19 protein-coding genes are annotated in these 22,149 nt (G+C 72.0%); 3 read left to right on the top strand and 16 right to left on the bottom strand.

Annotation, left to right across the window (positions count from 1 at the left end; genetic code table 11):
• Positions 1 to 4: 4 nt before the first annotated feature.
• The 5 genes from ABZO31_RS23930 to ABZO31_RS23910 form a co-directional block, all read right to left on the bottom strand.
• A complete protein-coding gene (locus ABZO31_RS23930; RefSeq protein WP_406863332.1) occupies positions 5 to 1,354 on the bottom strand; it encodes a hypothetical protein in 1,350 nt (449 codons plus the stop codon).
• Positions 1,355 to 1,446: 92 nt separating this feature from the next.
• Complete coding sequence (locus ABZO31_RS23925; RefSeq protein ID WP_406863331.1) at positions 1,447 to 3,762, bottom strand: glycoside hydrolase family 3 N-terminal domain-containing protein; 2,316 nt, start codon at positions 3,760 to 3,762, stop codon at positions 1,447 to 1,449.
• Positions 3,763 to 3,828: 66 nt separating this feature from the next.
• Positions 3,829 to 5,445: a citramalate synthase gene (gene cimA / locus ABZO31_RS23920; RefSeq protein WP_406863330.1), complete on the bottom strand. Its 1,617-nt coding sequence runs from the start codon at positions 5,443 to 5,445 to the stop codon at positions 3,829 to 3,831.
• 330 nt (positions 5,446 to 5,775) lie between these two features.
• Positions 5,776 to 7,107: an MFS transporter gene (locus ABZO31_RS23915; protein WP_406863329.1), complete on the bottom strand. Its 1,332-nt coding sequence runs from the start codon at positions 7,105 to 7,107 to the stop codon at positions 5,776 to 5,778.
• 75 nt (positions 7,108 to 7,182) lie between these two features.
• Positions 7,183 to 7,728: a TetR/AcrR family transcriptional regulator gene (locus tag ABZO31_RS23910; protein ID WP_406865451.1), complete on the bottom strand. Its 546-nt coding sequence runs from the start codon at positions 7,726 to 7,728 to the stop codon at positions 7,183 to 7,185.
• Between the two features lie 270 nt (positions 7,729 to 7,998).
• Here ABZO31_RS23910 and ABZO31_RS23905 point away from each other — a divergent pair, with 270 nt between their 5' ends.
• Entirely contained in the window at positions 7,999 to 8,352 is a 354-nt protein-coding gene (locus ABZO31_RS23905) for a DUF397 domain-containing protein (RefSeq protein ID WP_406863328.1), read from the top strand.
• A 221-nt stretch (positions 8,353 to 8,573) separates the two neighbouring features.
• On the opposite strand, the gene ABZO31_RS23900 is transcribed toward ABZO31_RS23905, so the two are convergent.
• Genes ABZO31_RS23900 through ureA form a run of 3 tightly spaced genes read right to left on the bottom strand, consistent with a single transcriptional unit; the run spans position 8,574 to position 12,049 of the window.
• Entirely contained in the window at positions 8,574 to 9,593 is a 1,020-nt protein-coding gene (locus ABZO31_RS23900; protein WP_406863327.1) for an agmatine deiminase family protein, read from the bottom strand.
• A gap of 30 nt (positions 9,594 to 9,623) precedes the next feature.
• A complete protein-coding gene (locus tag ABZO31_RS23895) occupies positions 9,624 to 11,306 on the bottom strand; it encodes an urease subunit alpha (protein ID WP_406863326.1) in 1,683 nt (560 codons plus the stop codon).
• On the bottom strand, positions 11,306 to 12,049 hold the full coding sequence (gene ureA / locus ABZO31_RS23890) for an urease subunit gamma (protein WP_406863325.1): 744 nt from the start codon (positions 12,047 to 12,049) through the stop codon (positions 11,306 to 11,308). Before ureA ends, ABZO31_RS23895 begins: the two co-directional genes overlap by 1 nt.
• A gap of 172 nt (positions 12,050 to 12,221) precedes the next feature.
• On the opposite strand from ureA, the gene ABZO31_RS23885 reads away from it, so the two are divergent.
• Positions 12,222 to 13,652 carry a cytosine permease gene (locus ABZO31_RS23885; RefSeq protein ID WP_406863324.1) on the top strand — a complete coding sequence of 477 codons (1,431 nt, stop codon included), beginning with the start codon at positions 12,222 to 12,224 and terminating at the stop codon, positions 13,650 to 13,652.
• A 3-nt stretch (positions 13,653 to 13,655) separates the two neighbouring features.
• On the opposite strand, the gene ABZO31_RS23880 is transcribed toward ABZO31_RS23885, so the two are convergent.
• From ABZO31_RS23880 to ABZO31_RS23845, 8 genes are all read right to left on the bottom strand, one after another.
• Positions 13,656 to 14,765 (bottom strand): branched-chain amino acid aminotransferase, encoded by a 1,110-nt coding sequence (locus tag ABZO31_RS23880; RefSeq protein WP_406863323.1) that lies wholly within the window; start codon positions 14,763 to 14,765, stop codon positions 13,656 to 13,658.
• A 237-nt stretch (positions 14,766 to 15,002) separates the two neighbouring features.
• Positions 15,003 to 16,043: a 3-isopropylmalate dehydrogenase gene (locus tag ABZO31_RS23875; RefSeq protein WP_406863322.1), complete on the bottom strand. Its 1,041-nt coding sequence runs from the start codon at positions 16,041 to 16,043 to the stop codon at positions 15,003 to 15,005.
• A 100-nt stretch (positions 16,044 to 16,143) separates the two neighbouring features.
• Positions 16,144 to 16,275 carry a hypothetical protein gene (locus tag ABZO31_RS23870; RefSeq protein ID WP_393643578.1) on the bottom strand — a complete coding sequence of 44 codons (132 nt, stop codon included), beginning with the start codon at positions 16,273 to 16,275 and terminating at the stop codon, positions 16,144 to 16,146.
• A gap of 331 nt (positions 16,276 to 16,606) precedes the next feature.
• Entirely contained in the window at positions 16,607 to 17,182 is a 576-nt protein-coding gene (locus ABZO31_RS23865; protein WP_406863321.1) for an RICIN domain-containing protein, read from the bottom strand.
• Positions 17,179 to 17,484: a hypothetical protein gene (locus tag ABZO31_RS23860; RefSeq protein ID WP_406863320.1), complete on the bottom strand. Its 306-nt coding sequence runs from the start codon at positions 17,482 to 17,484 to the stop codon at positions 17,179 to 17,181. The genes ABZO31_RS23865 and ABZO31_RS23860 overlap by 4 nt, the downstream gene beginning before the upstream one ends.
• A gap of 29 nt (positions 17,485 to 17,513) precedes the next feature.
• Entirely contained in the window at positions 17,514 to 17,750 is a 237-nt protein-coding gene (locus ABZO31_RS23855) for a hypothetical protein (RefSeq protein ID WP_406863319.1), read from the bottom strand.
• Between the two features lie 128 nt (positions 17,751 to 17,878).
• Positions 17,879 to 19,510 carry an L-glutamate gamma-semialdehyde dehydrogenase gene (gene pruA, locus ABZO31_RS23850; RefSeq protein WP_406863318.1) on the bottom strand — a complete coding sequence of 544 codons (1,632 nt, stop codon included), beginning with the start codon at positions 19,508 to 19,510 and terminating at the stop codon, positions 17,879 to 17,881.
• A gap of 165 nt (positions 19,511 to 19,675) precedes the next feature.
• Positions 19,676 to 20,602 (bottom strand): proline dehydrogenase family protein, encoded by a 927-nt coding sequence (locus ABZO31_RS23845; protein ID WP_406863317.1) that lies wholly within the window; start codon positions 20,600 to 20,602, stop codon positions 19,676 to 19,678.
• A 197-nt stretch (positions 20,603 to 20,799) separates the two neighbouring features.
• Here ABZO31_RS23845 and ABZO31_RS23840 point away from each other — a divergent pair, with 197 nt between their 5' ends.
• A complete protein-coding gene (locus tag ABZO31_RS23840) occupies positions 20,800 to 22,071 on the top strand; it encodes a PucR family transcriptional regulator (protein WP_406863316.1) in 1,272 nt (423 codons plus the stop codon).
• The last annotated feature ends 78 nt before the right edge of the window (positions 22,072 to 22,149 follow it).

Below are 22,149 nucleotides of genomic sequence, written 5' to 3'. Positions count from 1 at the left end.
CCCGCTAGAAGCCGCCGCCACCGAAGTCGCCACCACCGAACCCACCGCCGTCGAAGCCGCCTCCGCCGCCGAAGTCGGAGCCGCCGAAATCGCCGGAGCTGAAGTCGGCACCGGAGAAGTCACCGCCCTCGAACTCGTTGCCGCCGTACTCGCCCGCGTACGCGGGGGTGGAGAGCATCGAGCCGAGCATGGTGCCCACCAGCAGGCCGGGCAGCAGGCCGCCGCCGAAGTAGCCGCCCGCCCAGGGGCCGTACGCCGGACCCGCCTCCCAGTACGGGCGGCGGCCGGTCGCGGTCTCGACCGTACGGGCCTCGGGGTCCCGGCCCTCGTCGAGGCGGGCCGCGTCGGCGGCGCAGACCGGGACCTCCCGGGACGAGCCGCCGGCCGGCGACCAGGTGCGGTCCGCCGTGGAGGGGCCGTGCCGCGGGTCGAAGAAGCAGGGCGGCCGGCGCTCCGGCAGCGCCCGGTGCTCCCGACGGGCGGCGAGCACGGCCAGCGCGAAGCGGCCGTCCTCCACCTGCTGGGTCACCCCTCGTACGTCGTGCGGATGCTGCGCCGAGCCCATCAGGGACTTCGCCTTGTCGTAGGCGTCGAGGGAGCGCTCGTAGTCGGCCCGCATCGCGTCGTCCGCGCCCTTCTCGGAGGGGTGGAAGTCCAGCCGTTCGAGCTCCTCGCCGAAGGCGGTGATGTCCTCGTCGACCACGACCCGCAGCTTCTCCAGGGCCTCGCGCTCCTCTTCCTCCTTGCGCTTCCGGTTGCGCCGGACGATCGCGTACGCGCCCGCGCCGCCGGCCGCCACGACCGCGCCGAGGGTGATCAGGCCGCCGACCGGCACGCCGTCGGAGGCGGCCGAGCCGTCGCTCCAGGTGGCGGGCGCGGAGCCGCCGGCCACCGGCAGGGCCTGGTCGACGAAGTTGTTCAGCTGGGTGTTCGCGTCCACACCGGGTCCGGTGACCGAGCTCACCAGGTTCTGCACGGCGTCGCGCGACATCACGGAGCTGTCGGCGCCCGCGTCGAACTGGTCGCCGAGCCGGACCCCGTACAGACCGGTCACGCCGGTCTGGGTGCGCAGATCGCGCAGCAGGTTCTGCTCGGGGAACTCGGAGGTATCGGGCAGCACGGCCACGAAGACCGGCTTGTCGGCGTTCTCGATCTTCTGGGCGAGCGCGTCCGCCTGGGCCTGGGTGAGCTGGTCGGACGCGTCTGGGTGGACGTAGACCGGGCCCTGTTTCAGGGCCGCGGCCGCGTCCTGGATGCCCGTGGCCCTGGCGCCCGCGGCGGGCGCCAGGAGCACGAACAGCATCAGGGCCAGCCCGGCGAGGGCCGCCAGTACGGGTATGCGGCTCGTCCTCATACCCCCGAGTTACCCCAAATGGAGCAATTCAGACATCCCGCCGGGTACGGGGAGGACGTCAGCCCGGGGCCATCGACCGCCGTCGCGGGGCGTCAGCCCGCCGTCGCCCTCGTCGTCAGGCCCCAGTCGAACGCGAACTGCGGCTCGTACGGGTGCCGGTCCGCGGTCAGCGGGAGCGTGCTGGTCGACTTCGGCCAGCTCAGCGGCAGCCGGCCGGTGAAGCCCCGGCGGCCGTACAGCACGTCCGCGACGCCGTCGCCCTCGCTGCCCGGCAGCCAGGAGGCGACCAGCGCGTCGACCCCGGAGAGCCGGTCGACGAACTGCGGACGGCCCGAGACGATCAGGACCGCGCACTTCATCGCCCTGCAGACCGTGTCCACGGCCTTCCGGTCCGCCGCCGACAGCTCCAGGTCGTGCCCGTTGACGCCGACGTCGCCCCGGCCCTCCGCGTACGGCGTCTCGCCGACGACGACCACGCCCACGTCGTGGCCGGCGGTCGGCGCCGCGGCCTTCTCCGAGTACGTGATCTCCGCACTGGGGGCTGCCCTGCGCATGCCCTGCAGGATCGTGGTGCCCGGGATCGCCCGGCCCTGCGTGCCCTGCCAGCCGATGGTCCAGCCGCCCACCTGGTGGGACAGGTTGTTCGCGTTGGAGCCGGCCACGTACACGCGCTGCCCGGTGCGCAGCGGCAGCACGTTCCCGTCGTTCCTCAACAGCACCTGAGACTTGGCGACCGCCTCGCGGGCCGCGGCGCGGTGCGCGGCGGAGCCGACCGAGGAGAGGTTCGCGGTGTCCGCGTACGGCTTCTCGAACAGGCCCAGCCGGAACTTCTGCTCCAGGACCCGGCTCACGGCGTCGTCGACCCGCGACTGCGCGATCCGGCCCGCGGCGACCTCGTCGCGCACGATCCGGCCGAACTCCTTGTACGTCAGCGGGGCGGTGTTCATGTCGATGCCGGCGTTGACCGCGTTCCGTACGTCAGTGACCGCGTCGCCGTCCATCTGGTCGACGGCCTCCCAGTCGCTGACCACGATCCCGCGGAAGCCGAGGTCCCGCTTGAGCAGGCCGCCGACCATCTCCTGGTGGGCGTGCATCTTCACCGGCCCGCTGCGCTCACCGGTGAGCTCCAGGGAGGAGAAGGAGGTCATGACCGCGCCGGTGCCCTGGGCGATCGCCGCGCGGAACGGGGCGAGGTGGAGGGTCTCCAGCTCGCGCCGGTCGACGCGGGTGACGCCCTGGTCGATGACGTACGGCGGGCGGCCGGAGCCGTACGCGGTGCCGCCGTCGCCGATGAAGTGCTTGGCGGTGGCGAGGACCTTGTCGTTGCGGGCGAGGTCCCGGCCGCCGTCCGCGCCCTGGAGGCCGCGGACGGCGACCGCCATCTCCGAGACCAGGTCGGGGCTCTCGCCGAAGGACTCGTAGACGCGGCCCCAGCGCACGTCGCGCACCACGCAGACGCAGGGCGCGAAGTTCCAGGAGATGCCGGTGGCCCGGGCCTCCTTCGCGGTGATCGCGGCGAGCCGTTCCACGAGGGCGGCGTCGCGGGTCGCGCCGAGGCCGATGTTGTGAGGCATGACCGTGGCGCCCTTGACGAAGGCGTGGCCGTGCAGGGCGTCGGCGGCGAGCATCAGCGGGATCTGCAGCCGGGTGGCGCGCGAGTACTTCTGGTAGCCGTCGGTGACCGCGCGCCAGCCGGCGGGGGTCTGCCCGGCCCTTCCGTCGGGTTCGCCCTCGTAGATCACGGAGCCAAGGGCCTGGTCGGCGATGTCCTGCCGGGCGGCGAGGGTGTTCCGGCCGGCCTGGGTCATCTGGCCGACCTTCTCGGCGAGGGTCATCCGGCCGAGCAGGTCGGTGACCCGCTGCCGCACCGGCAGGCTCCGGTTCAGGTACGGCAGCCCGTGGGCGTCGACCACGACCTCGGGCTCGACGGCGGGCCGCGGCGCCCCGGTGACGTCCAGCGCGACGCGTACCGTCTCGGCCGTCTCGGCGGCGCTGTCGCGGACGGTGCGGACGGGCACGGTCCGTACCGTGCCGGGGGCGCTGCCCGCCGGGAAGGTGACGGTGCCGGAGCCGGCCCGGTAGTCCCGGCCGGCGACCGCCGCCGCGGCGGCGACGGTGCGGCCCTTCGGGGCGGCGGTGCGCCAGCGCACGGTCACCGGGCGCTTCAGCCGCCCGGCGGCCTTGAGGGTGAGGCGGACCTGTGCGGTGCCGCCCTCGGCGACCGTGGTGACGGCGGGCGCGGTGACCCGTACGCCGGTCGCGGCGGCGGCCGTGGTGGTGGTCGCGGTCGTCGCGGTGAGACAGCCGGTGAGGACGGCGGCGACGGTCGCGCCGGCGGCCACGGTGCGCGGCCGCCTGTCGGCGAGGAAGGGGGGCGAAACCGTATGGAACGTATGACTGCTACCCATAGCGCACATGCTGGGGCGTACCGGCCCCGGAGGGCCGGTACGACGCGCTGCGGGCCTGCTGCCGGGCTACTCGGCGGGGTCGATTCCCGCCCGGAGGAGGCCGTAGGTGAACGCGTCTTCGAGCGCCTGCCAGGACGCGGCGATCACGTTCTCGCCGACGCCGACCGTCGCCCACTCGGCGTTGCCGTCGCTCGTGGTGACGAGCACACGGGTCGTCGACTCGGTGCCGTGCCGGCCCTCGAGGATGCGGACCTTGTAGTCGATCAGCTCGAACTTGGCGAGCTGCGGGTAGATCCGCTCCAGCGCCACCCGCATCGCCCGGTCCAGCGCGTTGACCGGGCCGTTGCCCTCGGCGGTGGCGACGATCCGCTCGCCCTTGGCCCACAGCTTCACGGTCGCCTCGTTGGCGTGCGTGCCGTCGGGCCGGTCCTCGACGATGGCGCGCCAGGACTCGGTACGGAAGTAACGGCGGGCCCGGCCCTCGACCTCCGCGCGCATCAGCAGCTCGAAGGAGGCGTCGGCGGCCTCGTACGTGTAGCCCTTGAGCTCGCGCTCCTTGACCCGCTCGACGACCCGGGCGACCAGCTCGCGGTCGCCGCCGAGGTCCACGCCGAGCTCCTTGCCCTTGAGCTCGATGGAGGCCCGGCCGGCCATGTCGGAGACCAGCATCCGCATGGTGTTGCCGACGAGTTCGGGGTCGATGTGCTGGTACAGGTCCGGGTCGACCTTGATCGCGGAGGCGTGCAGCCCGGCCTTGTGGGCGAACGCGGAGACGCCCACGTACGGCTGGTGCGTCGAGGGCGTCAGGTTGACGACCTCGGCGATGGCGTGCGAGATCCGGGTCATCTCGGCGAGGGCGCCCGCGGGCAGCACCCGCTTGCCGTACTTGAGCTCCAGCGCGGCGACCACCGGGAACAGGTTGGCGTTGCCGACCCGCTCGCCGTAGCCGTTCGCGGTGCACTGGACGTGCGTGGCGCCGGCGTCGACGGCGGCGAGGGTGTTGGCCACCGCGCAGCCGGTGTCGTCCTGGGCGTGGATGCCGAGCCGGGCGCCGGTGTCGGCGAGCACGGTGGCGACGACGGCCTGGACCTGGGCGGGCAGCATGCCGCCGTTGGTGTCGCACAGGACGACGACGTCGGCCCCGGCCTCGTGCGCGGCGCGGACGACGGCCTTGGCGTACTCGGGGTTCGCCTTGTAGCCGTCGAAGAAGTGCTCGCAGTCGACGAAGACCCGGCGGCCCTGACCGCGCAGGTACGAGACGGTGTCGCGGACCATCGCCAGGTTCTCGTCCAGGGTGGTGCGCAGCGCCAGCTCGACGTGCTTGTCGTGCGACTTGGCGACCAGCGTGATCACCGGGGCGCCGGAGTCCAGGAGCGCCTTGACCTGCGGGTCCTCGGCGGCGTTGCCGCCGGCGCGGCGGGTGGCGCCGAAGGCCACGAGCTGCGCGTGCTTGAAGTCGATCTCCTGCCGGGCGCGGGCGAAGAACTCGGTGTCCCGCGGGTTCGCGCCGGGCCAGCCGCCCTCGATGAAGCCCACGCCGAAGTCGTCCAGGTGCCGGGCGATGGTCAGCTTGTCGGCGACGGTGAGGTTGATGCCTTCACGCTGCGCGCCGTCGCGCAGCGTGGTGTCGAAGACGTGGAAGCTGTCGTCGACGCGCGAGGTCTCGTCGGTCTCCGTGCTCATGACTGTGTTGGCTCCTGTCGGATGTGGGTCCGGACGGTATGGATCCACTTGCCCCCATTTTCACGCGCGGACGTCTTCCGGCCTCGGTGGGGCCGGAAAACGAAAAAACCCCTCGCGGGTGCGAGAGGTCTGCGCGCGGGTCTGGGGCACGGTGTGCACTGCCGCGGGGGTCGAGCCACGGTTCAGCGTTCACTGCGGACCGGCGCGCTGCTGCCCATAATCATGGTGGTAGCAAGCACGGCGGCAGTCTGCCACACGCCCGCGACGCGCGGGACGGCGGTCTCACGATGCGGGCAGCGCGCCGAGACGACGGCGCGCTGCCCTCTGCTCTCAGGCCTGGACGGGCTTGACGGCGGACGTCGGCTCGACGGCGGGGTGCCTCTCCGCCCCCACCCGCGCGAGGTCGATGTCCCGGGTCTCCCGCATCGTCAGGTAGACGACCAGCGAGACGGCCGCGCAGCCCGCGACGTACCAGTAGTAGCCGGACTCGATGCCGGAGTCCTTGAACCACAGGGCCACGTACTCGGCGGTGCCGCCGAACAGCGCGTTGGCGATGGCGTACGGCAGGGCCACGCCCAGGGCGCGGATCCCGGTCGGGAACAGCTCGGCCTTCACGCAGGCGTTGATCGAGGTGTAGCCGGTGACGACGACCAGGGCGAGCAGGGACAGGCCCAGGGCCGGCCAGAAGGAGCCGGCGTGCTGGAGCATCGTCATGATCGGCACGGTGAGGAAGGTCGAACCGAGGGCGAAGGTGATCAGCAGCGGGCGGCGGCCGATGCGGTCGGAGAGCCGGCCGGCGAGCGGCTGGAGGCAGGCGAAGACGATCAGCGCGCAGAAGGAGACCAGGGTGGCGGTCTGCTTGGGCAGCCCGGCGGAGTTGGACAGGTACTTCGTGAGGTACGTGGTGTACGTGTAGTACGCGACGGTGCCGCCCATGGTCAGGGCGATGACGAGGAACGCCTCGCGCTTGTGCGCCCACAGGGCCTTGATCGTGCCCTTCTCGCCGCGCGCGACACCGGCGTCGGCGGTCTCCTCGTAGACCTCGGTCTCCAGCATGTTGCGGCGCAGATAGAAGACGACCGCCGCGCCGAGCGCGCCGATGATGAACGGGATGCGCCAGCCCCAGCTGTGCAGCGCCTCGGCGGACATGGTGCGCTGCAGGACGATCTGCAGGCCGAGACCCACGATCTGGCCCACCGTCATCGACACGTACTGGAAGCTGGAGGCGAAGCCGCGGTGCTGCGGGGCGGAGGCCTCGGTGAGGTACGTGGCGCTGGCGGCGTACTCGCCGCCGACCGAGAGGCCCTGCAGCAGCCGGGCGATGAGCAGGACGGCCGCGCCGCCGTAGCCGGCGACGGCGTACGTGGGCGCGACGGCGATCAGTACGGCGGAGGCCGACATCAGCGTGACGGTGAGGGTGAGCGCCGCCTTGCGGCCCTTGCGGTCGCCGACCCGGCCGAGCAGCCAGCCGCCGACGGGGCGCATGAAGAAGCCGACGGCGAAGATGCCGGCGGTGTTCATGAGTTTGGCGGTGTCATTGCCCTCGGGGAAGAACGCTCCCGCGAAGTACGTGGCGAAGCTCGCGTACACGAACCAGTCGAACCATTCGACCATGTTGCCGGCCGAACCGACCCAGATCTTCTTCCAGTGCTCTCGTCCCATGGACCGGAACCGTGCCGGAGGTGACGACGGGTCAACAAGGGTGCAACGGGCAACGATCGGGAGTACTTGCGTGCGTTACGGTCGCGGCAGCAGTTCGTCGCGGATGAACTCCCGTACGTGCGCCAGGACTTGCTCCCGCCCGGTACCGGGAATCCCGACCGCCACGTGCACGCTGAAACCGTCGAGCAGCGCGCGCATCCGGGTGGCGAACCGGTCCGGGTCGACGGCGCGGAACTCGCCGCGCGAGACACCCTCGGCGAGCAGCGCGACGAGGTCGCGGTGCCAGGCGCCCTCGATGGCGGCCTGGCGGGCGCGGGCGTCGTCGTCGGCGTTCTGCGAGCGGTTCCAGACCTCCAGCCAGAGGGTCCAGTGCGGGTCGCGGGGCCCGTCGGGCACGTACACGTCGACGTACCCGTCGAGCCGCTCGCGCGCGGTACCGGCCCGCGACAACAGCGCCCCGCGCTCCGCCCCGAGCCGCCCCTCGCTCCACTCCAGGGTCTGCAGCAGCAGCTCGTCCTTGGTGCGGAAGTAGTAGAGCAGATGCCCGCTGCTCATCCCGACCTCCCGCCCGAGCCCGGCCATGGTCAGCCCGTCGAGCCCCCGCTCGGCGATCGTGTCCATGGCAGCCGCGAGCACGTCCTCACGCGGCGGCGCGGCCTGATGCCGGCGGCGGGGCTGGGGGGCCGGGTTGCTGCTCTGACTCACTCGTACGTTCTACCTCATGGCTCGGCCGGGGCACGGTCGGCGTCGGCGCAGGAGCCCTGCGCGCTCCCGCACGCACCCGCCTGCAACTTCCTGGTCGCCGGTGATCGAGACGGGGCGGGGGTCCGGCACGTATTCCACGGCGGGGGACAGCCCCTGCGCCGAGCAGCACACACCTCAGGAGCGACCATGACCGAGGCAGGAACCATCAGCAACGGCGTCACGACGAAGCCGTACGAGAATCTCAACGCGCCCGGGCTCGCGTGGCGCAAATCCAGTCGGACGGATCTCGATCCGATTCTCAAGGACTGCGTGATCGTGGCCGAGGCGCCCGTCGCGCAGGGGCACCCGCACCCCCACATCGCGGACGGGACGCGGATGGTCGCGCTCTCGGACGACAAGGATCCGGCCGCCCCGGTGCTGTACTTCAGCCGGGCGGAGTTCACCAAGTTCCTCGACGGGGCCGCGGCCGGTGAGTTCGACCATCTGCGGGCCGACGAGGCGGAGATGGAGCGGGCGGCGGCCGCCGTAGCCGTCGCGTGAACGCGGACCGGGTCGGGGCGGCGTTCGCGCGGTTGCGGGAGCGGTTCGACCGGTCGTCGTGCCGGGAGTGCCGGGGGCGCAACACCGTCGCGGTCGTGTACGAGGGGACCGTGATCGTGTCGTGCGGCGACTGCGGAGGGGCCACACGGAAGGGGCGGTTCCCTCCGGCCTCCGGGCTTCCCTGATCCCCGGGCCCGAGGGCGCCCGCCCCTCCCCCGCCGTCACACCGCCGGCTGCTGCTGGGTGATGCAGTGGATGCCGCCGCCGCCGGCGAAGATGGGGCGGGCGTCGACCAGGGTGACCGTGCGCTCGGGGAAGAGGCGGCGGAAGATCTCCGCGGCGACCTCGTCGTGCGGGTCGTCGAAGGCGCACAGGACCACGCCGCCGTTGCACAGGTAGTGGTTGATGTACGAGTAGTCGACCCAGTCGCCCTCCTCGTCCTTCAGGACCGTCGGGGCCGGGACCTCGATGACCTCCAGCGGACGGCCCTGCGCGTCCGTCCGGCCGCGCAGCAGGTCCACGTACGTCTTCGAGCGGACGTAGTCCGGGTGCGCCGGGTCCTGCTGGCTGTGGACGAGGACGGTGCCGGGGCGGGCGAAGGCGGCGACGATGTCGACGTGGCCCTGGGTGCCGTACATGCCGTAGTCGCCGGCCAGGCCGTGCGGGAGCCAGATCGCCGTGGTCGTGCCGAGCTTGGCGTGGATCTCCGCCTCGACCTGCTCACGGGTCCACTCCGGGTTGCGGCCCGCGCCGAGCTGGACGGTGTCCGTCAGCAGGACCGTGCCTTCGCCGTCGACGTGTATCGCTCCGCCCTCGTTGACGAGGCTGCTGCTCAGTACGGGGACCTCCGCCTCGTCCGCGACATGGCGGGCGATCTTGGAGTCGTGCTCCCAGCGGGCCCAGTCCTGGGCGCCCCAACCGTTGAACACCCAGTCCACGGCGGCCAGTCGGCCCTCCTCGTCCTTGACGAACGTGGGGCCGATGTCGCGCATCCACGCGTCGTCGAGTTCCCGCTCCAGCAACTCGATGTCGTCGCCGAGCAGTTCGCGTGCCGAGTCGCCCTGGCCCGGGCCGTGCACCATCGTCACCGGCTCGAAGCGGCGTACCGCGCGGGCCACGGTCGCCCAGGCGGCGCGGGCCTCGGCCAGCTCCTCGTCGTTGGTGAAGGTCGGGTTGGGGCCGGGCCAGGCCATCCACGTGCGCTCGTGCGGGGCCCACTCGGGGGGCATGCGGTAGGTCATCGAGGGTCCTCGGTGTTCTGGGCTTGAGTGTCAGAGGAAGTAGAGGCGGTTCAGCGTCATCCGCTCCGCCGCCTCCGAGCGGATCGGGTCGCCGTCCAGCGAGACCAGCCCCGTGCGGCCGTCGACCTGGACGTCACCGATCCGGGAGTTGAGCCGCAGGTCCGCCGGGCCGATGCCGCGGGTGCCGCGGACCGCCACGCGCCGGCGCCGGGTCGGCATCCGGTCGGAGCCGAGGTCGACGGCGGCCTGGGCGACGAAGGCCACGGAGATGTCGGCGGGGGTGGCCCCGTACGCCCCGAACTGCGGCCCGAGGACCAGCGGTTCGCAGGTGTCGGTGGCCGCGTTCGGGTCGCCCACGACCCCGTACGCCGGGAAGCCGGACTTCAGCACCAACTGCGGCTTCGCCCCGAAGAACTCGGGGCGCCACAGCACGATGTCGGCAAGCTTGCCGACCTCGACCGAGCCGACCTCGTGCGCGAGGCCGTGGGCGATCGCCGGGTTGATGGTCAGCTTGGCCATGTAGCGCAGCACGCGCGCGTTGTCGTCGTGCGCGCCGTCGCCCTCCATCGGGCCCAGCTCGGCCTTCATCTTCCCGGCCATGGCGAAGGTCCGGCGTACGGTCTCGCCGGCCCTTCCCATCCCCTGCGCGTCGGACGAGGTGATGCCGATCGCGCCGAGGTCGTGCAGGACGTCCTCCGCGCCCATCGTCCCGGCCCTGATCCGGTCGCGCGCCATCGCGGCGTCGCCGGGCAGGTCGGTCTTCAGGTCGTGGACGGAGACGATCATCCCGTAGTGCTCGGCGACCGCGTCGCGGCCGAAGGGCAGCGTGGGGTTGGTGGAGGAGCCGATGACGTTGGGCACGGCGGCCATCTTGAGCACGTTCGGGACGTGTCCGCCGCCGCAGCCCTCGATGTGGAAGGCGTGGATCGTCCGGCCCTCCAGCACGGCCAGTGTGTCCTCGACCGACAGGCACTCGTTCAGGCCGTCGCTGTGCAGCGCCACCTGGACGTCGTGCTCCTCGGCCACCCGCAGCGCGGTGTCCAGGGCGCGGGTGTGCGCGCCCATGTCCTCGTGCACCTTGAAGCCGGACGCGCCGCCCTCCGCGAGCGCCTCGACGAGCGGCGCCGGGTCCGAGGACGAGCCACGGCCGAGGAAGCCGATGTTGACCGGCCAGGCGTCGAAGGCGTTGAAGGCATGCTTGAGCGCCCAGGGCGAGTTCACACCGACGCCCCAGACCGGGCCGAATTCCTGGCCGATCACCGTCGTGACACCGCTCGCGAGCGAGGCTTCCATGATCCGCGGCGAGAGCAGGTGGACATGGGTGTCGATCGCGCCGGCGGTGGCGATCAGGCCCTCGCCGGAGACGATGGACGTACCGGTGCCGACGACCACCTCGACACCGTCGAGGGTGTCCGGGTTGCCGGCCCGTCCGATGGCGTGGATGCGCCCCTCGCGGATGCCGATCGACACCTTCCGGACGCCCTGGACGGCGTCGATCAGCAGGACGTTGCTGATCACGACGTCGCAGGTGTCGCGGACGGCGGCGGCCTTCAGGTGCAGCCCGTCGCGGGCGGTCTTGCCGAAGCCGGCGAGGAACTCGTCGCCCGGCTTCTGGGAGTCCGACTCGACCCGGACGACGAGTCCGGAGTCGCCGAGGACGACCCGGTCGCCCTCGCGGGGGCCGTGCACGGAGGCGTACTCGTACGGGTCCATCAGCTCTCCTCCTTCGGGTCCTGCGCAGCGGCGGCAGCCGAGTCCTCCGCGGCGGCCGCAGCGCTCTCCGCGCCCAGGTAGCCGCAGGCCGCCGCGCGCCGCAGGGCCTCCTCCTTCGCGCCGGGGGCGTCCAGCGGGCCGTCCACCAGGCCGGCGAAGCCGATCGCGATCCGTTCGCCGCCGATCGGCACCAGGCCCACCTCGGCCTCGCCGCCCGGGTCGAAGCGGAACGAGGCGCCGGCGGGGATGCAGAGCCGCGTCCCGTACGCCGCGGCGCGGTCGAAGTCGAGGCGCGGGTTCGCCTCGAAGAAGTGGAAGTGGGAGGTGACGCTGACCGGGACGGCCGCGGTGTTGTGCACCCGGACCCGGACGGCCGGTACCGGTTCGGCGTGCGCCGGGGCGGGCAGCAGCGCGCCGGGGGCCGCGTCGCCGAGGTGGCCGCCGCCGATCGGGGCGGAGACCACGGCGAGCCGGGAGCCGTCGTCGAAGACGGCCTCGACATGGACCTCGGTCACGACGTCGGCGACGCCGGGCAGCACGTCGTCGGGACCGAGCACGGACCGGGCCGCCTCGATCGCCTCGGCGAGTCGCTTGCCGTCGCGGGCCGCCTCGCAGACGGTGTCCGCGATGAGGGCGGTCGCCTCGGGGACATTGAGCCTGAGGCCCCGGGCCTTACGGGCCCGAGCCAGTTCGGCGGCGCCGAAGAGCAGCAGCCGGTCGCGCTCTGTGGGGGTCAGTCGCACGTCCTCACACCTCCTGTTTGAGCGTCACTCTAAATGCTTTCGGCGCGTCCGCCAAGCATTGACGGCACTTTGGAACGCGTTGTCTCACGAGAGGGACCACCGTTGACAGTCGCCGAGAAGTGGCTCACATTGAGCAGCACTCAAATTCTCCGGCGAGCAGGGAGTGCACCTCATGCCGATCGAACAGCGCGGAGTCGACACCATCCCCGAGGCGGAACGCACCAGCGGACCGCGGGATCTCGTGGCGATCCTGCTCGGCTCCAACCTCTGCCTGGGCGTGATCGTCTTCGGCTGGCTCCCGGTCTCCTTCGGCCTCGGCTGGTGGGCCTCGGTGAGCTCCGTGGTCACCGGCACCCTCGTCGGCGTGGCCGTGACCGCGCCGCTGGCGCTGGTCTCGCTGCGCACCGCGACCAACCTGTCCACCTCCAGCGGGGCCTTCTTCGGCGTGCGCGGCCGGCTCGTCGGCTCGGTCGTCGGCCTGCTGCTCTCACTGGGGTACACGGCACTGACGCTGTGGATCGGCGGCGACGTGATCGTCGGCGTCCTCGCCCGGCTCACCGGACTGCCCACCGGCGGCGCCGCGCACACCGCCGTGTACGCGGTCCTGGCCGCCTGCACGGTGGTGGCGGCGGTGTACGGCTACCGGCTGCTGCTCCGGCTCAGCAAGGGACTCGCGGTCGGCATGACCCTGCTGCTCGCGCTGGGCCTGGCCGCGTACGCGGGCGACTTCGGCACCGCCGCCGTACCCGAGACCCCGTACCTGCTCGGCTCGTTCTGGCCGACCTGGGTGCTCTCGGCGGTGGCCGCCGGGCTGAGCGGGCCGATCGCGTTCATCACGCTGCTCGGCGACTACACGCGCTACATCTCCCCCGCCCGGCACACCTCGAAGTCCGTGTGGCGGGCCACCTGTCTGGGCCTGGTCGCCGGGCTGCTGCTTCCTCAGCTCTTCGGCACGTACACGGCGCTGGCCGCCCGCGGCGCGCTCGACTACGCGGGACCGCTGGTCGCGGCCTCCCCCGCCTGGTACCTGGTGCCGCTGCTGATCGCGGCGACCGCGGGCTCGGTCGGCAACGCGGGTCTGATGCTGTACTCGATGGGCCTCGACCTCGACGCGATCCTGCCGCGCGCCAGCCGGACGGCCGCGACGCTCGTCGTCGCGGCGGTCGCCACCGCGTTCGTGTTCCTCGGGCACTTCCTCACCGACGCGCAGTCGGCGATGACGTCGTTCGTGCTGCTGCTCACCGCGATCGGCACGCCCTGGGCGGTGATCACTCTGATCGGGCACGTCCGCTGTCGCGGCGGGTACGACGCGGAGGCGCTGCAGGTGTACAACCGGCGTGCGCGCGGCGGGGTGTACTGGTTCGCGGCCGGCTGGCATCCGCGTGCCACGTTCAGCTGGGTGGTGGGGGCGGCCGTCGGCCTGGCGGCCGTGTCGACTCCGCTGTACGAGGGGCCGCTGCTGGCGCTGACCGGCGGGGTGGACTGCAGCTTCGTGCTGTCGGGCGTGGTGGGCGGGGCGCTGTACGCGGTGCTGACGCCGGGCGCCCGGAACGCGCAGACGCCCGGGACGGTGACCGCCCCGGGCGTCTCGGCGAAGGTGTGAGCCTTACTTGCCCAGCTCGTGCGTCCAGCCGTGGACGTCCTCGGCCTTGCCGGTCTGGATGGCGAGCAGCGCTTCGCGCAGCTTCATCGTGACCTCGCCGGGCCGGCCGCCCGACTGCTGCCACTCGCCGCGCGCGGACTTCACGGTGCCGACCGGGGTGATGACGGCGGCGGTGCCGCAGGCGAAGACCTCGGTGAGGCTGCCGTCCGCGGTGTGGCCCTGCCAGTCGTCGATGGAGACCCGGCGCTCCTCGACCTCGTAGCCGAGGTCGGCGGCGAGGGCGAGGAGGGAGTCGCGGGTGATGCCCTCGAGGATGGAGCCGGTGAGGGTCGGGGTGACGATCTTCGTGGTGCCGCCCTCGCCGCCGCCGTACACGAAGTACAGGTTCATGCCGCCGAGTTCCTCGACCCACTTGTGCTCGACCGCGTCGAGGTAGCAGACCTGGTCGCAGCCCTGCGCCGCCGCCTCGGCCTGCGCGAGCAGGGAGGCCGCGTAGTTGCCGCCGGTCTTGGCGTCGCCCATGCCGCCGGGGACGGCGCGGACGCGGTCCTCGGAGGCCCAGATGGAGACGGGCTTGACACCACCGGGGAAGTACGGGCCGGCCGGGGAGGCGATGACCACGAAGAGGTACTCGTTGGCGGGGCGGACGCCCAGGCCGACCTCGGTGCCGATCATGAACGGGCGCAGGTAGAGCGACGCCTCGCCGCCGTGCGCCGGGACCCACGCCTTGTCCTGCTGGACGAGCAGGTCGCAGGCCTGGATGAAGGTCTCGACCGGCAGCTCGGGCATGGCCAGGCGGCGGGCGGAGGCCTGGAAGCGGCGGGCGTTGGCGTCGGGGCGGAAGGTGGCGACCGAGCCGTCGGGGCGGCGGTAGGCCTTCAGGCCCTCGAAGATCTCCTGGGCGTAGTGCAGGACGGTCGTCGCCGGGTCGAGGGCGAGCGGGCCGTACGGCACGAGCTGACCGTCGTGCCAGCCGCGGCCCTCGGTCCAGCGGATGGTCACCATGTGGTCGGTGAAGTGGCGGCCGAATCCGGGGTCGGCCAGGATCGCCTCGCGCTCCGCGGCGGACAGCGGGTTGGAGGAGGGCTTGAGCTCGATCGTGGGCGTCGTCATGAGTGCTTGTCCTTCACCGGTTGTGTGTGTCGGACCGCGCTCACACACGCCCTCGCCACTGCTAGGACGTCCGAGCTTCTGCGCATGCCGCGGCCCCACGTTCGATTATCGCGCGTGGGGGCCGGGGCAGGAAGCGGGGGTGAGTGCGGCCCAGGGTTCGATGGTGGCACCCGGAGGCCGCACAGGTGAAGCCGCCGGGCGCGGTGGGCGACCCGGCGGCTTCGTGGAGTCGTCGGGTCAGCTCGCTACTCGGGCGGCGAGCGCGTCGCCGATCTCTTCCGTCGTACGGGGCGTGGTGCCGCGCTCGGCGAGGTCGGCCGCGACGGCCTCCTCGATCCGGACCGCCTCGGCGTCGCGGCCGAGGTGGCGCAGGAGGAGCGCGACGGACAGGACGGTGGCCGTGGGGTCGGCCTTGCCCTGGCCCGCGATGTCGGGTGCGGAGCCGTGGACGGGCTCGAACATGGACGGGAACTCGCGGCTCGGGTTGATGTTGCCCGAGGCCGCGACGCCGATGCCGCCGGAGACGGCCGCGGCGAGGTCGGTGATGATGTCGCCGAAGAGGTTGTCGGTGACGATCACGTCGAACCGCGCCGGGTCGGTGACGAGGAAGATCGTCGCCGCGTCGACGTGCAGGTAGTCCGTGGTGACCTCGGGGTACTCCGCGGCCACCTTCTCGAAGATGTTCGTCCACAGGTGCCCCGCGAAGGTGAGCACGTTGTTCTTGTGGACGAGGGTGAGCTTCTTGCGCGGGCGGGCCTGGGCGCGGGCGAAGGCGTCGCGGACCACGCGCTCGACGCCGAAGGCGGTGTTGACCGAGACCTCGGTCGCGACCTCGTGCTCGGTGCCCTTGCGGATGGTGCCGCCGTTGCCGGTGTACGGGCCCTCGGTGCCCTCGCGGACCACGACGAAGTCGATCGCCGGCTGGCCGGCGAGCGGGGTCGCGACGCCGGGCAGGAGCCGGGACGGCCGCAGGTTGACGTGGTGGTCGAAGGCGAACCGGAGCTTGAGCAGGAAGCCGCGCTCCAGGACACCGGACGGGACCGACGGGTCGCCGATGGCGCCGAGCAGGATGGCGTCGTGCTGCTTCAGGGCGTCGAGGTCGGCGTCGGTGAGGGTCTCACCGGTGGCGTGGTAGCGCCGGGCGCCGAAGTCGAACTCCTTGGTCTCCAGCTTCACATCCTGCGGGAGGGCGGCCGAGAGCACCTTGAGGCCCTGGGTCACGACCTCCTGGCCGATGCCGTCGCCGGGGATCACTGCGAGATTGATGCTGTGAGACATATCGGCACCCTACTCTTCGTCCCATCGTCTGACACGGTGACGTCCACGATGCGGACGGTCGTGTCGCCGGCCGGCGTCTCGCGGCCGGCGACACAGGGGTTCAGTGGCCGGTCTCGCCGCCGTTGTCACGGCGGTCGAGCGCGCGCTGGAGGGCGGCGGCGGCGTTCTTGCGGGCGTCGTCGCTGGGACGGCTGGCGGAGTGGCGGACGCGGCGGGCGGTCTGAGCGGCCATGGGGGATCGACTCCTTGAGATCAAGATCAGCGTGATCGAAGGCGCCGGAAGGGGCGGGGAGCGGGCCCGCAGGGGTTGCCTGCACAGGGGCAGCGCGCTCTCGACCGCCATTCGCTCGATGGAGCGGGACGTTCGGCTCCTACAAAGCTAGGACAGGTCCGGCTGTCTGTCTCCACAGTTACTCGGACTTCCTACTATCTGAGACGGCGAACGCGTCACACTCCGGCGGAGCAGGGAACGCGGACACGACGACGGGCCGGCAGCAACGTGGTGCACCACGTCGCTTCCGGCCCGCAGAGACCGCCCGGCCGGTCGGCCCGGACAGGTCGGGTCAGCTGTAGCTGTGCCAGTGATCGGTCCACAGCTGGTTGTAGTCCGCCGTCGCGCTCCCCTGCGGCCACGTGATCATCCGCGCCCCGTTCTGGGTGGTGCCGGCGGGGACGTCGACGACGCGGGGACGGTTCAGGTTGTCGTAGTGCGGGCTGTAGAGCCAGACCATCTGCTCCTCGCCGTTGGGGGCCCAGCCCGCTTCCCAGCGGCCCCACTCCTGGGACCAGTTGTCGTCGCAGTACCACAGCACCAGCGGGGTGCCGTAGTTGCCGTCGGCCCGGTCGATGGACAGGCAGAGGTTGCTGGCCTTGTTCTTGATGACCGAGTTGCCGCGGCTGTTGGTGGAGTAGTACCAGAGCTGGTTCTGGCCCCAGTGGCAGTCGTACTGGATGACCCAGGCGCCCGGGTGAGTGCCGGCCGCGTCGAGGCACTTGTTCGTCTTGACGTTGCGGAACCACCAGTTGGTCGTCGCGGCGGAGGCGCTGCTGCTGACGACGAACTGGGTCGCCAACAGGGCCATCGTGGCCGCGACGACGCCGAGGACGCGCCGGGCTCTGGACGCGCGGACAGGCTTCATGGTCTTTCCCCCCAGGAAAGGTGTGCGTGCAGAAAAAGCGCCCCTTCGCGCTGCCCGAAGGCGCGCCGAAGAGGCGCGAGGAGGTCAACCCCGTGTTCGACCAAGATCATATGGCGAATCGCCCCTGCTCGGCCAGGCTCGTCCGCCTGCCGCTGCTCGCCGTCCGGGGCGAGGGCGACGAGGTGTTCGTGCCGGCGGGCGCGGAGGCGTTCCGGCGCGACCTGGCGGACGCGGAGATCCGCCTGCTGCCCATGGGGCACTTCGCCCTGGACGGCCCACGCCCCGCAGATCGCGGCGCTCACGGACGACTTCCTCGCCCGGCGGGTCGGCGTCAGGCCGTAGCCTCCCGGAGCTGCCCGGCCACGCGCCCGACCCAGTCGGCGAACTCCTCGCGGTGGTGTTCCTCACCCCCGCACAGGGCTCTGACCTGAGCGTCCGTGAGCGCGTCCGGTGCCGGCGCGGCCAGCAGCCGGTGCAGCTCCGTCATCACGGACGCCATCCGCTGCGCGTCGGAGTGGTCGATCGTGTCGACCCCGTGCCCGGGGCCGAGGGTCGTCGAACCAGGCATACCGCACCTCCTCGCCGAGTCATCCCCTCCATGCAGCGTAAGCCCGCCCCATGAGAACCGCCCCCGTCCTCAGTTGGGGGACCGAGGAGGGGGGCGGTGATCAGGAGCCTCCGGGGAGGCGGGGGGCGTCAGCCCATGTGGGGGTAGCCGTACTCGGTCGGCGGGACCAGCGTCTCCTTGATGGCACGGGTCAGCGTCCAGCGCATCAGGTTCTGCGGGGCGCCGGCCTTGTCGTTGGTGCCGGAGGCACGGCCGCCGCCGAAGGGCTGCTGGCCGACGACGGCGCCGGTCGACTTGTCGTTGATGTAGAAGTTGCCCGCGGCGAAGCGGAGCTTCTCCATCGTGTACGCGGCGGCGGCGCGGTCGCCGGAGATGACCGAGCCGGTCAGGGCGTAGTCCGAGACCGACTCCATCTGGGTCAGCATCGCGTCGTACGCGGCGTCCTCGTAGACGTGGATCGCGAGGATCGGGCCGAAGTACTCGGTCGTGAAGACCTCGTTCTCCGGGTCCGTGCACACGATGACGGTCGGGCGGACGAAGTAGCCCTCCGAGTCGTCGTACGTGCCCCCGGCGACGATCGTGCAGGTCGGGTCGGCCTTCGCACGGTCGATCGCGGCCTTGTTCTTGGCGAAGGAACGCTCGTCGATGACGGCGCCGATGAAGTTCGTCAGGTCGGTGACGTCACCCATCTTGATGCCGTCGACCTCGGCCGCGAACTCCTCCGCGAAGCCGTCGTTCCAGATGGAGGCCGGGACGTACGCACGCGAGGACGCGGAGCACTTCTGGCCCTGGAACTCGAAGGAGCCGCGGGTCAGCGCGGTCTTCAGGACGGCGCGGTCGGCGCTCGGGTGGGCGACGACGAAGTCCTTGCCGCCGGTCTCGCCGACGATCCGCGGGTAGGAGCGGTACTTCTCGATGTTGGTGCCGACCGTCTTCCACAGGTGCTGGAAGGTCTTGGTCGAACCGGTGAAGTGGATGCCGGCGAGGTCGGGGTGGTTCAGGGCCACGTCCGAGACGGCGATGCCGTCGCCGGTCACCAGGTTGATGACGCCCTTCGGCAGACCGGCCTCCTCCAGGAGCTCCATGAGGAGCACGGCGGAGTGGGTCTGGGTCGGGGACGGCTTCCAGACCACCACGTTGCCCATGAGGGCGGGGGCGGTGGGCAGGTTGCCCGCGATGGCCGTGAAGTTGAACGGCGTGATCGCGTAGACGAAGCCCTCCAGCGGGCGGTGGTCCAGACGGTTCCACACGCCCGGGGAGTTCGCCGGCGGCTGCTCGGCGAGGATCTGGCGCGCGTACGCCACGTTGAAGCGCCAGAAGTCGACGAGCTCGCAGGGGGTGTCGATCTCGGCCTGCTGGGCGGTCTTCGACTGGCCGAGCATCGTGGAGGCGGCCAGCGTCTCGCGCCACGGGCCGGCCAGCAGCTCGGCGGCGCGCAGGATGATCGCGGCGCGGTCGTCGAAGGACATCGCGCGCCAGGCCGGGGCGGCGGCCAGGGCGGCGTCGATCGCGTCCTGGGCGTCGCCCTGGGTGGCGCCGGCGAAGGTGCCGATGACGGCCTTGTGGTTGTGCGGCTGCACGACGTCGACGCGCTCGCCGCCGCCCATGCGCTTCACGCCGCCGATGGTCATCGGCAGCTCGCGCGGGTTCTCGGCCAGCTCCTTGAGCTTGACCTCGAGCCGGGCGCGCTCGGGCGAACCGGGGGCGTAGCCGTGCACCGGCTCGTTGACGGGAGTGGGGACCTGGGTCACAGCGTCCATGAGTCTCGTAACTCCTTATGAGGGGTGTGGGGCTCAGCCCTTGGTGAGGATGGACCGGGCGAAGAACAGGAGATCGGCCGGCTTCTCCGCGAGGCGACGCATGCTGCGCCTACCCGGGGGACGACCCCCGGACCCCCGGCAGAAACCATCGGTGGCCGTCATCGCTCAGCCCTTGGTGAGGATCGAGCGGGCGAAGAACAGGAGGTTTGCCGGCTTCTCCGCGAGGCGGCGCATGAAGTAGCCGTACCAGTCGGTGCCGTAGGCGGTGTAGACGCGCATGCGGTGGCCCTCGGCGGCGAGGCGGAGGTGCTCCTCGCCGCGGATGCCGTACAGCATCTGGAACTCGTACTCGTCCAGCTTGCGCCCGGCGCGGCGGGCGAGCTCCTGGCCGATGGAGATCAGGCGCGGGTCGTGGGACCCGATCATCGGGTAGCCCTCGCCGTCCATCAGGATCTTCAGGATGCGGACGTACGCCTTGTCGATCTCCGCCTTGTCCTGGATCGCGACCTCGGCGGGCTCCTTGTAGGCGCCCTTGACGATGCGGACGCGGGAGCCGGCGGCGGCGAGGCGGCGGGCGTCGTCCTCGGTGCGGTACAGGTACGCCTGGATGACGCAGCCGGTCTGGGGGAAGTCCTTCCGCAGCTCCTCGTGGATGGCGAACATCGAGTCGAGGGTGGTGTGGTCCTCGGCGTCCAGGGTGACCGTGGTGCCGATGGCGGCGGCGGCCTCGACGACGGGCCGGACGTTGGCGAGCGCCAGCTCGTGGCCCCCCTCCAGCGACTGGCCGAACATCGACAGCTTCACCGACATCTCGGCGCGCTCGCCGAGCTCGAGCTCCTTCAGGCGCGCGATCAGCTCCAGGTAGGCGTCCCGGGCGGCGTACGACTGCTCGACGGTCGTGATGTCCTCGCCGACGACGTCGAGGGTGAGTTCCAGGCCCTTGTCGGCGAGGTCCCGGATGATCGGGACGACCTGGTCGACGGTCTCGCCGGCGATGAACCGGGCGACGACCTGCTTGGTGCCCGGGGCGGCCGACACGAAGCGGCGCATCTTGTCGCTGCGCGACGCGGCGAGGATCAGGGGACCCAGCACGGGGGCACCTCCAAAGGACAATGCGGAGAAACGGGTGCCGTAACCGACCGTACGGAACGAAACGGGAACAGCACGAAGAACCACCGTGAAACCTAAGGATCGCTCCGATCCTCGGCCATCTACAGGTGTCACGCATCCGTGGCCGGTATCTCAGACATATGTCTGAAGGACGCGGCGGGCGGTGCGAGAATGGCCGCGTGAAGGGCGATTACCAGGAGCTGGTCGACGAGATCTCCGAGCTGCTCGGCGAGCCGGCCACGCTGGAGAACCGGGACTTCGGCCTGATCGCCTTCGGCGCCCACGACAGCGACGACGACAGTGCGATGGACCCGGTGCGCACCCGCTCGATCCTCACCCGGAAGTCCACCCCGGCCGTCCGCGCCTGGTTCGAGGGCTTCGGCATCGCCCGGGCGACCGGCCCGGTCCGCATCCCCGCCGCCCCCGACGCGGGCGTCTTCCGGGACCGCATCTGTCTGCCGGTGCGCCATCGGGGTGTGGTCCTCGGGTACGTGTGGCTGCTCGACGCCGAGCCGGGTCCGACCCACGAGCAGCTCACGGCGGCGATGGAGGTGGCCGGCCGGATCGGCGCGCTGCTCGCGGACGAGGAGCGGGCGGGCGCGGACCTGTCCCGGGAGCTGCGGGCGACGCTGGGCGCCGAGCGCGGCTGGCAGTACGACATGGCGCTGACGGCGCTGCGCGCGGCGCTGGGCCCGTCGGCGGACGGGCCGCACGCGCTGCTGTGCGTGGCCCCCTGGCCCGCGGAGGGCGGCCCCTCGGCGCGTACGGTGCCGGCCGCGGCGGCCCTGAGCGCACTCCCCTGGCAGGCGCCGGGCGTCCCCGGGACCCCGGCCGTACCGTCCGGCGCACCCGGACCGGCGGAGCCGGGAGCCGGGGGCGGCAGGCGCTCCGGGCGCGGCCGCCCGCTCGGGTCGGGCGATCCGGAGAGCGGCGCGACGGACCGGCCGTCGCACGCGCTCGCCGTCCTCGTGCGCCTGCGGGCCGCCGACTCCCCCGCGCCGGCGCTCACCGCGGCGGAGCGGCTGCGCGACGCGGCCGGTCCGGGCGCGGTCGCCGGGCTCGCGGCGCCCCGGCGCGGCCTCGCCGAACTGGACGTCTCCTGGCGCGAGGCGACCGCCGCGACCCGGGCCGCCCTGGCCGAGCCCCGGCTCGGGCCGGTCGCCCAGTGGTCGGCCATCGGCCCGTACCGCCTGCTCACCGCGCTCCCCCCGGCGCCCCACGACCCGTCCGTGGGACCGCTGTTGACCCCGGCGCACGCCGAACTCGCGCGCACAGCGGAGGAGTTCCTCGACCACGCCGGCCAGGCCGGCCGGACCGCGGCGGCCCTGGGCATCCACCGCCAGACGCTGTACTACCGCCTCTCCCGCGTCGAGGCCCTCACCGGCCTCGACCTCGACGACGGCGAGGACCGCCTCCTCCTCCACATGGCGCTGAAGTCGGCGAAGTTGTGACCGGTCCGATCTTCCTTGTGCAGGCACACTGCCTGGGAACTACCGGTGCCGATCTGATGTCATCTTTCAGAGCGCTCC

It is taken from the genome of Streptomyces solicamelliae (genome assembly GCF_045348655.1).
GTDB lineage: Bacteria > Actinomycetota > Actinomycetes > Streptomycetales > Streptomycetaceae > Streptomyces > Streptomyces solicamelliae.
Note: the sequence above shows the minus strand (reverse complement) of the source record. Positions and strands in the feature narration are given on the sequence as shown.